The sequence below is a fragment of the Acidiphilium iwatense genome (genome assembly GCF_021556475.1).
Classification (GTDB): domain Bacteria; phylum Pseudomonadota; class Alphaproteobacteria; order Acetobacterales; family Acetobacteraceae; genus Acidiphilium; species Acidiphilium iwatense.
This window is the reverse complement of the sequence record NZ_JAKGBZ010000018.1, coordinates 1-12,420: the sequence shown is the minus strand read 5'-3', so window position 1 is coordinate 12,420 and position 12,420 is coordinate 1. Positions and strand designations below refer to the sequence as shown.

The following is a 12,420-nucleotide window of genomic DNA, read 5'->3' as shown; positions in this document are numbered from 1 at the left end:
AGAAGGGAGGTGAATGACGCGGTGGCGCGATCGGCGGCGTCATTGCAATATCGCAGCATGCGCTTGCATTCCTTGGTCTGTTGTAGAAACATAACCCAATACCACACCTAACGGCCGGTATTACCCAGTTACTTAGGTAGTTATATTGGCAGTTTCATATGCAGTAATATAGGTAGTTATAGCGTGAGTTATATAGGCAGTTATCCGAGTAGATAGATGGGTAGTTTCAGGTTTTGCACCTTCTCCATATCCAACCATTTGAAAGCTGTTTTACGAGGATTTCGAGGGCTCATTCGGCGAAGCCGGCATGTCACTCGCGGCAGGCCAACGGGGCTTTGACGATTTGAGTGGCTTCTTGGCCCGATGATAGGTCGCCGTCAGAACCTCCACCGTCCAGGGTTTGCCCGTGCCGTAAATCACCCCCGCACGCGTCAGAATCGCGGCGATTTCCGCCCATTTCCAATGTGCGTCCAGCAACCCATTTATCCGAGGCGCTTGCAGCCGGAACCACGCCGTCAGGATTGTCACCCCCGGCTCGTACGAGGCCGCGAACTCATCCACCAGAGCTTGAATCTCAGCCTCCGTATGCGGCGGTGGCCGGTTCAACATGCGTCAAAACCTCCAAGGTTAGCGCGAGGGGCAAACAGTAACTGGCCCTGTAACTGGTCATTAGCGCCATATTGTCCCGGAAGCTACCATTGCGGTCATTATTGCGCAGCGCCAAGGTAAAAGTGCAACCAGGGGCTTGCCCCCCGTAAAATATCGTAGGGATGGCAAAACTCAAACCGCCGCAGCGCCGCCGTCGCTCAAAAGCTTCCGCCACCAATGGTTGAATGGTAGGCTTTTGGCGTGTTCCGCTTTGCCCACTCCGTACCGAGAACAACCGATGAAACCTGCTGGGAACCGCTGGGAGATCACTTGCGGGAAGTCGCCAAAATGACACACGATTTCGGCGAGCCGCTCAAATTGGCAAACTGGGGGGAAGCTTCTGGGTTGTTACACGACATCGGCAAGGCGTCGGACGCCTACCAGTCCTATATCCGTGGCAGGGGCGTCAGCCCCGACCATAGCACTGCGGGCGCTGTGGAAGCGGTACAGCAATTTGGGCCGTTAGGGCGCTTTCTGGCCTTTGCCGTGGCGGGGCACCATGCCGGTCTTGCGGACGGCAAATCCCTGAACGAGCGGCTGCGAAAGAAGCTGGAGAAATACACGGGGTGGGAAGCCTATACTGGCTCGCTCCCCTCGCTGGCGCTGCCTGACTGGGGTAAGGATGCAAACCGGCGAAACCCGGAGAAGTATTTCACGCAGTCCTTCTTTGTGCGGATGCTGTTTTCTTGCCTGGTGGACGCGGATTTTCTCGCCACGGAGGCCTTCTATGATCCCGCCGCCGCCAAAACGCGGGATGGTTTCGCCGCCACTCCTGATCTGCACGCCCGCCTTGCGGACTTCATGGCGAAATTTGCCCAGGCGAAAGCCACAGAGAAGGCCAGAGAGTTGAACAGGCTTCGCAACCAAATTCTGTCCCGTGCCCGTGAGAGCGCCGCCTTAGCCCCTGGTCTTTTTACCATGACGGTCCCCACCGGCGGCGGCAAAACCCTGGCGTCTCTCTCTTTTGCGCTGGAGCACGCGGCGAAGCACGGGTTGCGGCGGGTTATCTACGTTGCCCCCTACACCTCGATCATCGAACAGACGGCACAGGTCTTCAAGAACGCCCTGGGCGATGCGGACGTGCTGGAGCACCATAGCGGTTTTGACGGAAACAAGGCGAAAGAGGAGGCCGACCCGGATGGGGTTAAGAAACTCCGTAATGCGACGGAGAATTGGGCGGAGCCGGTCATCGTGACCACGGCGGTGCAGTTCTTCGAGAGCCTGTTTGCCGCACGGCCTTCCGCCTGCCGCAAACTGCACAACATCGCGCGCAGCGTGATCGTGCTGGACGAAGCCCAGACATTGCCTTTACCCGTGCTGCGGCCCTGTCTCGCGGCATTGGAGGAGTTGACGCTGAATTACGGCGCCAGCGTGGTGTTGTGTACGGCCACGCAGCCCGCTTGGCGGCGCCAGGATAATGCCTTGCCACGCATGAAAGACAAGCGGCAACTCGGGTTTGACATCGGCCCGGAGCGTGAGTTGGCCCCTGACCCCGAAGCCTTGTTTGCAGCCCTGAAGCGCGTTCGGGTTGAGGTTTTGCCGGCGCCGGTAACGGATGCTGAAATTGCCGCCCGGTTCGTGAAACAGGACCGGATGCTGTGCATCGTGAATACCCGCGCCCATGCCAAGGCGCTGTTTGGGTTGATTGCCGCTCTGCCAAGCGCGCGGCATTTGACGACGCTGATGTGTGCCGCCCATCGGCGCGAAGTGCTGGTGCAAATTCGTGACGACCTGGCGAATTCGCGCCCGGTGCGTCTGGTGGCGACCAGCCTGATTGAGGCCGGAGTGGACGTTGACTTCGCCGAGGTCTGGCGCGCGAAAGCGGGGCTGGACTCAATCGCGCAAGCGGCGGGGCGGTGCAATAGGGAAGGGAAGTTGCCGGAGAAGGGCCGGGTGGTGGTGTTTGAGCCGGCTGACCACAAGACGCCCCGCGCCTTCCGTGCATTTTCTCAGGCCGCCGAGGGGCCGCTGAAGATGCCGGACCCACTGGGGCTGGAAGCGGTACAAGGCTATTTCCAGGAGCTTTACTTCAATAAGGGGCCAGACCAGCTGGATGCACTCACGGTAGGAGAGTTCCCAGGCGTGCTGCGCGCCGTGGCTGAGAGCGGTGCGGACTTTCCCTTCGCCAGCATTGCCGAAGCGTTCCGGTTGATTGATGACAGGATGCGCAACGTGATCGTGAATTGGCGCGGCGGCGCCGGAGAGGCGCTGGAAGCATTGCGTCATGCCCCGGTGCCGCCGCGCGGCACGCTGCAGAAGCTTCAGCAATATACCGTGCCGGTGCCCGAGGACGTGTGGCAGGGGCTGCGCAAGAGCGGGGGCATCCAGCCAGTGCGGCCAGATGCTTATGACGAGCGGTTTATGGTGGTGGAAAGTGCAGGTCTTTATGACGAGGTAAGTGGGCTGAGTCTGGATGATCCATGGGAGCGAGGAGCGGAGGAGAATGTTCTTTAACATCCGTCCAATATAATCTTCGTGTTAATTTCCTTTGCAAGAACATTGACCCGGTTCCGCGCATGTGGCAAACAGGCTTCCTGGCCAAAAGGAGGCTGGGCAAATGCGTCGACGTCAAAAGCTGACAATCAGGTTAAGTATTGGCGCGTTTCATCTCGAAGTCGAAATTGAGCCCATAATAGTCGGGCGGCGTGAGACCGCCTGTGGATCGAAACGTGTTAATCTCGTTTGCAACTGACGCGCAAAAGCCCCTGACAGAAATGTCGGGGGCAATTTTCTCTTCGCTCAACGGGCACTGCCAACAAAGAATTTACCAGGACCAAAGCGTCGGGATTGAAGTTTGGTAAAATTCCGTCAACAATTCCCTTACAAGTAGAGCGATTCGGAGCGTCCAATCATGAGTTATGGCGTCCGTTTGCATGTCTGGGGCGATTATGCCTGCTTCACGCGCCCAGAGATGAAGGTTGAGCGCGTCTCCTATGACGTGATGACGCCCTCCGCCGCGCGGGGGATTCTGGAGGCGATTCACTGGAAGCCCGCCATCCTTTGGCAGGTGGACCGGATTCATGTGCTGAAGCCGATCCGCTTTCAGACCATCCGCCGCAACGAAGTGAACAACAAAATCTCCGAATCGACGGCGCGCAGCGCAATGAAGCGCGGCGACCTCAAGGGGTTGTCCCTTTCTGCTGGAGCGCCACACGGCACGCAGCGCTCCACCACGCTGCTGCGCCATGTGGCCTACGTTATTGAAGCGCATTTCACCCTCACAGATAAGGCCGGCCCGGAAGACACCGAGGCCAAGCACATCTCCATGTTCAACCGGCGCGCGGAGACGGGGCAATGTTTTCATCGCCCTTGCCTGGGCACGCGGGAATTCGCCGCAAATTTCGCTTTGGTCCCGGAAGGTGCATTGCTACCAGTCAATGAGCTACCGGAGGCGGACCGTAACCGCGACCTGGGCTGGATGTTGCACGACATCGACTTTGCCAAGGACAACACCTCCCGTTTTTTCCGTGGCCGGCTTGAGGATGGCGTGCTGAACGTTGCTAAACTGGTGGCTGAGGGGCTGACGGCATGACCGTTCTACAGGCGCTTAACCATTACTATGTTCGCATGGCGGAGCGGGGGGATGCCGAGCCGCCGGGGTATTCGCGCAAGTCCATCGAGGTTTGCGTGTGGTTGAACCCGGATGGAAGCATTGCAAAGGTCGATGACTTGAACGACTACAGCGGCAAGAAGCCACAACCGCGCAGGCTTTCCGTGCCGCAGGAGGTCATTCGGACCTCTGGTATTTCCAGCAATTTCTTGTGGGACAAAACCGCTTACACGCTGGGCGTCGGGCGCGACAAGGATAAGAAAGCGATCCGTTTCTTTGAAAAGGAGCACGCTGAATTCGTTCGCTTGCACCGCGAGCGCCTGGTGGGTTCGGACGATGCGGGCCTTTGTGCGTTGCTGGCATTTCTCAACACGTGGAAGCCGGAAGATTTTGAGGGAGACGCGCGCTTTTTGCCCGATATGCTCGACAGGAATGTCGTGTTTGGGTTGACTGGCGGAAAGCTTGAATATCTGCATGAGCGCCCGGCGGCGCAGCGGCTGATCGAAGAGCCGGGAGAGGTTTGGAAAACCGGCATCTGCTTGGTGACGGGTGAGGAAAGACCAATCGAACGGCTACACCCGGCGATCCAAGGGGTGGACGGTGCGCAGAGTTCCGGAGCGCGGCTCGTTTCGTACAACGCAGATGCTTTCACTTCCTACAGCGCGGATAGTGGCGCCAACGCGCCAACCTCGGTGCAGGCGGCGTTCCGTTACGGTACGGCGCTGAACCGGCTACTGGACCGTGGCAGTAGCAACCGGCTTAAGATCGGCGACACCACCATCGCCTTCTGGGCGGATGCTCAGGGATTTGGCGAGGAAGCCGCCGCCGCTGCCGAAATGGCGATGGCAATGGGCATGGAGCCACCGGACGATCCATCCGAGGCGACTAAACTGCGCGATGCCTTGGTGGACATTCGCGCGGGGCGCCCGCCGAGTGCATTTCCGGGTCTACAATCGGGCACGCGCTTTTACATCCTGGGCCTTGCCCCCAACGCGGCGCGGCTCGCCGTGCGCTTCTGGCTGGTGGATACGTTCGGCAACTTCTTTGCGCGTCTGGCTAAACATTTTGAGGCACTAAATATCGAACCGGCGCCGTGGAACCGTCCGCCGTCCATCCGTTACTTGCTTGTCCGTACAACGGCCTTGCAGGAAAAACCCGAGAACGTGCCGCCGCTGCTGGCCGGGGAGACGGCCAGGGCCGTTCTGGCCGGGCACCCCTATCCACGCACGCTGCTTACCGCCGTCATCATGCGCTTGCGTGCGGGCGATTCGCTCTCCGGTTGGCACGCCGCCGTCATCAAAGCCTGTATTAACCAAAGTGTTTCGGAAAAGGAGAAGCTGCCCGTGGCCCTCAACCCGGAGTCCCGCGATCAAGCGTATCAATTAGGGCGGCTATTCGCCGTGTTGGTTGGCGCGCAAAAAGAGGCGTTAGGTAAGGTGAATGCCTCCATTGCTGACAGATATTACGGCGCGGCTTCAGCCACACCGGCGCGTGTGTTTGGTCCGCTATTGCGTAACGCCCGCAATCACATTTCAGATGCGCAAAAGCGCAACAAAGGTTGGTGGATCGAGCGGCGTCTGGAAGAAATTTTTTCGCATCTTGATCCGGCTCTCCCGAAAACGCTGACTTTGGAAGCGCAAGGACGTTTCGCTGTCGGCTATTACCATGAGCGGGCGCCACGTAGTCAGAGCGAAGCCGCGCAACAGGAAGAGGGAGACAATAAATGAGCACGCCCCTGACACAGCGGCACGACTTCGTGCTGTTTTTCGACGTGACCAATGGCAACCCGAATGGTGATCCGGACGCTGGCAACATGCCGCGTCTGGATCCAGAGACCAGCAGGGGCTTGGTTACGGATGTGTGCCTGAAGCGCAAAATCCGTAACTGGGTGGAGCTGAGCCGGGAGAACCAGCCGCGCTACCGCATTTATGTTACGGAGGGTGCGGTGCTGAACGAGAAGCACCGCGAGGCCTATATTGCGGAATGCCCTGATTACAAGGAGGTGAAAACGGCAACGAAGCTTTCGCCGAAGAACGATGATGATGCGCTGAAGCTGCGCAAATTCATGTGCGGAAATTTCTTCGACATTCGCGCCTTCGGCGGCGTGCTCTCCACCGGCATTAATTGCGGCCAGGTGCGCGGTCCCGTACAGTTGAGCTTCGCGGAGTCCGTGGAACCAGTGTTGCCGCTGGAAATCTCCATCACCCGTATGGCGGCGACCAGCGAGAAGGAAAAGAAAGAGTTCACCGAAGGCGATGACGAGAAGCGCGGTGACAAGCGCACCATGGGCCGCAAGCACATCATCCCTTACGGGTTGTATCGGGTGCATGGCTATGTCTCCGCGCCTCTCGCCTCACACGACACCAAGGGCACGGGTTTTACGCAAGAAGACCTGGACGTGTTGTTCGAGGCGCTGGACCAGAACATGTTCGAGCATGACCGCTCCGCCGCGCGTGGCGAGATGGTAAAGCGCAAGCTGTTCATCTTCCGGCATCAATCCGCTCTGGGCAATGCCCCTTCGCACGAACTGTTCGGGCGGGTCACCACGCTGCGCCGCTACAAAGGGGCCACCCACGCGATTGGCGACGATGCCACAGACAACTGGCCGCCGGCCCGCAGCTTCGATGACTATGAAATTCGTGTGGACCGCGACAACCTGCCCGCTGGCGTGGAGTTGATCGACCGGTGAGCCTGAAGCCGGGAACGGAGGCGCAGGAAGAGGCGCTGATACCGCTCTCGGCTTTGCAGCATTTTCTGTTTTGCCCGAGGCAATGCGCGCTCATCCACGTGGAGCGGCTTTGGGCCGAGGATTCGGCGACGGCGGAAGGGCGCGCTCTGCACCAGCGCGCCGATACGGGGCCGCCGGAGCGGCGCCAGGGCGTTAAAATCCTGCGTTCACTCACGTTGCGCTCCTTTTCGCTGGGCGTGGCGGGCAAAGCGGACGTGGTGGAGATGCACGGCGGCCAGCCTTATCCGGTGGAGTACAAGCGTGGCCGGCCGAAGGCGCACCGGGCTGACGAGGTGCAGCTTTGCGCGCAGGCGATCTGCCTGGAGGAGATGTTTGACTGCGCCGTGCCACAAGGGGCCTTGTTCTACGGCGCCACGCGGCGGCGTATTGAAGTTGCCTTCGATAACACGCTTCGCGCTCTGACGCAGGAAATCGCCCGGCAAACCCGTGCCCTGTTGGCGTCCGGTCAGACGCCGCCGCCTGTGTACAAGCCAAGCTGTGCGAACTGCTCGCTGCATGATTTGTGCGCGCCGGAGGCCTTGCAAACGCCACCCCGCATCACGGCTTGGCTTGTACGGCAAATAGGGCGGTAGTCATGCGGCGGCATCTCAACACCATCTATGTGACCACGGAGAACGCCTGGGTCCGCAAGGACGGCGAAAATCTGGTGGTGGAGGCGAAGGGACAGGAACTGGGCCGCGCGCCGCTGCACATGCTCTCGGGGTTGATTTGCTTCGGGCGGGCTGGTGCATCTCCGGCGGCGCTGGCGGCTTGTGCCGAAGCGGGCATCTGCGTGTCGTTGCTCGATCCGAATGGCCGCTTCCTGGCCCGTTTGGAAGGGGTGCGCAGCGGCAATGTTCTGCTTCGCCGGGGCCAATATCGCTTGGCGGACGACCCGGCGCGCGGGGTTTCCATTGTACAGGGAATCGTCGCGGCCAAGACGGCCAACCAGCGCGCCGTTGTTCGCCGGGCGCTGCGAGATCATGGTGAAACGCTTGCGTCTGAAGCCTGCGAGGCGCTGACGGGCGCCGAGGCGCGGCTTTCGGATGTTGCCCGGCGAGCACTGCAAAATGACGGCGTCGCTCTGTTGCGCGGATTGGAGGGCGAGGCCGCGCAGGTGTACTTCAGTGTCTTCAATCACCTCATCCGCAGCAGCGATTTTTCATTCTCGGTGCGCACCCGCCGCCCGCCATTGGACGCCGTGAATGCGCTGCTCTCGTTTCTGTACGCGATGTTGGGGCATGATTGCCGATCGGCGCTGGAGGGCGTGGGGCTGGACCCGCAGGTGGGGTTTCTTCACGCTGATCGCCCTGGCCGGGCAAGCCTCGCCCTGGATTTGATGGAGGAATTCCGCCCTGTCCTGGCGGACCGCTTGGTGCTCAGCCTCATCAATCGCCGTCAGCTTACGCCGAAGGATTTTGTCTTTGAAGATGGTGGCGCCGTGCGGTTGACGGATGAGGCCCGCAAAACCGTGCTGGTAGCCTACCAAGAACGCAAGAAGGATGAACTCGTCCACCCATTTTTAAACGAGAAGGTTACGCTGGGCCTGGTTCCTCACATCCAGGCCCAGCTGCTGGCACGGCATCTGCGCGGCGATATGGATGGCTACCCGGCGTTCATCTGGAAATAGCGGCGATGTTGATGCTCATTACATATGATGTTGGCACGACGACCGTAGCGGACCGGCGGCGCCTGCGCCGGGTGGCGCGTGCCTGTCTTGACTACGGCCAGCGCGTGCAGAACTCGGTGTTTGAGTGCGAGGTGGACCCGGCGCAATGGGTGGCGTTGCGCACCCGGCTGATTGCCGAAATCCTGCCGGCGGAGGATAGCTTGCGCTTTTACCGGCTTGGCGCCGAGGGGCGGCGGCGCGTGGAGCATGTGGGTGCGAAACCTGACTTGGACCTGGAAGGCCCGCTGCTGTTTTAGCCGCGCGAACCTGTAGCGAGCGGCATTTTCCGGGCGGGTTCGCGGAGTAAAATTCTTTGACAAATGAATAGGATATTTTAGCGGCGCCGGTTACGGGCGCCGTGCGCCGGTTGTATTGGCCAGGTTCGCGCAAATGGTAATGATGACGAAGCGCAGTTCTGCGGATACAACAAGGCCGTCGCCCCCCGCGCGGGGGCGTGGATCGAAACATAGTAAGCGAAGCCAGGCGGATCAGAATCGCGCGTCGCCCCCCGCGCGGGGGCGTGGATCGAAACGTCGGCTTGGTGGATCAACGACAAGTTGATCGACGTCGCCCCCCGCGCGGGGGCGTGGATCGAAACATGATCTGCCGATACAAGACAACCTCATGCGGTGTCGCCCCCCGCGCGGGGGCGTGGATCGAAACGCATGGGGTCTCCATTCGATTTCGGCGATGCGGGGTCGCCCCCCGCGCGGGGGCGTGGATCGAAACTTCCGAACACTCACACCATAGGCGCCGAGCGCGTGTCGCCCCCCGCGCGGGGGCGTGGATCGAAACATGCGCCGCACGATACAAAGCATAGAGCGTCTGGTCGCCCCCCGCGCGGGGGCGTGGATCGAAACCTCGGGGTGCAATTCGAGGCGGCCGAAGCGCGAAGTCGCCCCCCGCGCGGGGGCGTGGATCGAAACGCGATATTCGAGAGCGACGTCAGGAGGCTGTCATGTCGCCCCCCGCGCGGGGGCGTGGATCGAAACATGGATGTCCGTCTCTGTTCGTGCACCGGCTGGGGTCGCCCCCCGCGCGGGGGCGTGGATCGAAACATGGATGTCCGTCTCTGTTCGTGCACCGGCTGGGGTCGCCCCCCGCGCGGGGGCGTGGATCGAAACTGGAACGGAAGCGCGAGCACGTTATTGGCGACACGTCGCCCCCCGCGCGGGGGCGTGGATCGAAACACCGATCCGTAGAGATTGTCGGTGTCCAGTGCGCGGTCGCCCCCCGCGCGGGGGCGTGGATCGAAACTTTGTAGATGACGGTCTTGTAGAAAGCATGGGGAGTCGCCCCCCGCGCGGGGGCGTGGATCGAAACGCAGTGACGGCGCCGTTGGTGATGCGAGAAATGACCGTCGCCCCCCGCGCGGGGGCGTGGATCGAAACTGCTCGGAGTATGTCGAGGCATGCTTCGATGCGGGTCGCCCCCCGCGCGGGGGCGTGGATCGAAACTGGTATGCGGTCGATTGGTTCCAGATCAACACAAGTCGCCCCCCGCGCGGGGGCGTGGATCGAAACACGGATGTCCGTCTCTGTTCGTGCACCGGCTGGGGTCGCCCCCCGCGCGGGGGCGTGGATCGAAACAGGCTGAGTTTCCCGACGGCGCGGCCGATTATCAGGTCGCCCCCCGCGCGGGGGCGTGGATCGAAACTAATCCACAATCGAGCGCTAAACGCATCGCCTCTGTCGCCCCCCGCGCGGGGGCGTGGATCGAAACATACAGATTTTCGATATTCCCAACCCCGATGATCGTCGCCCCCCGCGCGGGGGCGTGGATCGAAACGCGGCAATCTGCTCCGCCTGCACCTGAGCGCCGTGTCGCCCCCCGCGCGGGGGCGTGGATCGAAACAAAAGTTTCCATTCAGAGATCACGACGGCCGGCCAGTCGCCCCCCGCGCGGGGGCGTGGATCGAAACAGCGACTCGCCGATCAGCACGGCAGCCGAGGGCAAGTCGCCCCCCGCGCGGGGGCGTGGATCGAAACGGGTGACGTGGCCATATGGCTCGCCCTCGTGCGGTCGCCCCCCGCGCGGGGGCGTGGATCGAAACGCGGCGCTGGCTGGCCGGATCGGCATGGGGATCGTGTCGCCCCCCGCGCGGGGGCGTGGATCGAAACTACGCTGCGCGCCTTGGCACTGGCCCTCGCATAAGTCGCCCCCCGCGCGGGGGCGTGGATCGAAACTATCATCTCGCGCACTGCCAGCGAGTCGCGGTGGTCGCCCCCCGCGCGGGGGCGTGGATCGAAACTGGTTGCCGATCAGCCAAACGAACAGGACGGTTGTCGCCCCCCGCGCGGGGGCGTGGATCGAAACGCCACGGAGGCGGCTGCAGAGGTCTGCTGCGATTGTCGCCCCCCGCGCGGGGGCGTGGATCGAAACGCGGTCTGTGCCGTCTGCCCTGATACCGTGGCGAGGAGTCGCCCCCCGCGCGGGGGCGTGGATCGAAACCCATAGAGCGTGCCGTAGGTCTCATCGTGGTCGAGGTCGCCCCCCGCGCGGGGGCGTGGATCGAAACGGCTGGGTGATGCCAAGGGTGCCAAAAGCGGCCGGTCGCCCCCCGCGCGGGGGCGTGGATCGAAACACCAGTGAGAGACAGAACGGCGCCGTTGTCTTGTGGTCGCCCCCCGCGCGGGGGCGTGGATCGAAACAATCTATCTACACTATAATTACACGCGTTTCCTGTCGCCCCCCGCGCGGGGGCGTGGATCGAAACACAAAAAGGAGCAAAGCCATGACTGATAAGGAAGTCGCCCCCCGCGCGGGGGCGTGGATCGAAACTGCGGCATACATCGAGCGCGCGGATCATGCAAGGTCGCCCCCCGCGCGGGGGCGTGGATCGAAACAGCGCAGCCGCCAATCCCGCGTTAAACGCGGGCGTCGCCCCCCGCGCGGGGGCGTGGATCGAAACCCGTCAGATCGCCGCTGTCATCGGTGTGCCCGAAGTCGCCCCCCGCGCGGGGGCGTGGATCGAAACAAGGCTGGGCTGCGAGACGATCAGCGCCCACAGGTCGCCCCCCGCGCGGGGGCGTGGATCGAAACGACTGCATTGCGGTGGCGTGATGGACGTTTCTGAGTCGCCCCCCGCGCGGGGGCGTGGATCGAAACCAGATCGGGCTCAGGCCGAAGGACGATGAGACGAGTCGCCCCCCGCGCGGGGGCGTGGATCGAAACTCGACGCCGCCGTCGCATGAGGAATCCGCCAAGGTCGCCCCCCGCGCGGGGGCGTGGATCGAAACCTGCTTGGCGCGATAAATGGATCGAGATCGGGCGGTCGCCCCCCGCGCGGGGGCGTGGATCGAAACAGAACGACCCACTCCGGGACGACCACACCATGCACGTCGCCCCCCGCGCGGGGGCGTGGATCGAAACTCGGCTATTGCCTGGACCGCGCTGACATCGCACGTCGCCCCCCGCGCGGGGGCGTGGATCGAAACACCGAACCGGGCCTGATCAAGACGTTCTCGCAGGTCGCCCCCCGCGCGGGGGCGTGGATCGAAACATCTACAACCTCGGGTGCGGCGCGTTCTGCTCGAGTCGCCCCCCGCGCGGGGGCGTGGATCGAAACCCAATCGGCTTTGGCCTCGGCGGGAAGCGCGATGGTCGCCCCCCGCGCGGGGGCGTGGATCGAAACCTCGGCGGCGTCAACACCACGGAATACCACCGTGGTCGCCCCCCGCGCGGGGGCGTGGATCGAAACTACGACTATCCGATCGTCTATTCGACCGCCGGCCGTCGCCCCCCGCGCGGGGGCGTGGATCGAAACACTTTGTGGCTTTCAAAGCATCCCATGATCGCCAAGTCGCCCCCCCGCGCGGGGGCGTG

General features: G+C 62.3%; 8 protein-coding genes and 1 CRISPR repeat array. Of the genes, 7 read left to right on the top strand and 1 reads right to left on the bottom strand.

Features of this window, described 5'->3' with window-relative positions:
- Positions 1 to 270: 270 nt before the first annotated feature.
- Positions 271 to 477 carry a hypothetical protein gene (locus L2A60_RS10540; RefSeq protein WP_235704343.1) on the bottom strand — a complete coding sequence of 69 codons (207 nt, stop codon included), beginning with the start codon at positions 475 to 477 and terminating at the stop codon, positions 271 to 273.
- A 372-nt stretch (positions 478 to 849) separates the two neighbouring features.
- Here L2A60_RS10540 and L2A60_RS10535 point away from each other — a divergent pair, with 372 nt between their 5' ends.
- From L2A60_RS10535 to cas2, 7 genes are all read left to right on the top strand, one after another.
- Positions 850 to 3,102, top strand: a complete 2,253-nt coding sequence (locus tag L2A60_RS10535) for a CRISPR-associated endonuclease Cas3'' (protein WP_262312680.1) — start codon at positions 850 to 852, stop codon at positions 3,100 to 3,102.
- A gap of 397 nt (positions 3,103 to 3,499) precedes the next feature.
- Positions 3,500 to 4,180 (top strand): type I-C CRISPR-associated protein Cas5c, encoded by a 681-nt coding sequence (gene cas5c, locus L2A60_RS10530; protein WP_235704341.1) that lies wholly within the window; start codon positions 3,500 to 3,502, stop codon positions 4,178 to 4,180.
- The gene (gene cas8c, locus L2A60_RS10525) at positions 4,177 to 5,925 is read left to right on the top strand and encodes a type I-C CRISPR-associated protein Cas8c/Csd1 (RefSeq protein WP_235704340.1); all 1,749 of its coding nucleotides are present in this window, start codon (positions 4,177 to 4,179) and stop codon (positions 5,923 to 5,925) included. Before cas5c ends, cas8c begins: the two co-directional genes overlap by 4 nt.
- The gene (cas7c, locus tag L2A60_RS10520) at positions 5,922 to 6,887 is read left to right on the top strand and encodes a type I-C CRISPR-associated protein Cas7/Csd2 (protein ID WP_235704339.1); all 966 of its coding nucleotides are present in this window, start codon (positions 5,922 to 5,924) and stop codon (positions 6,885 to 6,887) included. The genes cas8c and cas7c overlap by 4 nt, the downstream gene beginning before the upstream one ends.
- Positions 6,884 to 7,519 carry a CRISPR-associated protein Cas4 gene (gene cas4 / locus L2A60_RS10515; RefSeq protein ID WP_235704338.1) on the top strand — a complete coding sequence of 212 codons (636 nt, stop codon included), beginning with the start codon at positions 6,884 to 6,886 and terminating at the stop codon, positions 7,517 to 7,519. Before cas7c ends, cas4 begins: the two co-directional genes overlap by 4 nt.
- A 2-nt stretch (positions 7,520 to 7,521) precedes the next feature.
- A complete protein-coding gene (cas1c, locus tag L2A60_RS10510) occupies positions 7,522 to 8,556 on the top strand; it encodes a type I-C CRISPR-associated endonuclease Cas1c (RefSeq protein WP_235704337.1) in 1,035 nt (344 codons plus the stop codon).
- Between the two features lie 5 nt (positions 8,557 to 8,561).
- Positions 8,562 to 8,852, top strand: coding sequence for a CRISPR-associated endonuclease Cas2 (gene cas2, locus L2A60_RS10505; RefSeq protein ID WP_235704336.1), 291 nt, complete (start codon positions 8,562 to 8,564; stop codon positions 8,850 to 8,852).
- Positions 8,853 to 9,029: 177 nt separating this feature from the next.
- Positions 9,030 to 12,361: a CRISPR direct-repeat array (repeat unit 32 nt; unit sequence GTCGCCCCCCGCGCGGGGGCGTGGATCGAAAC).
- Positions 12,362 to 12,420 lie beyond the last annotated feature (59 nt).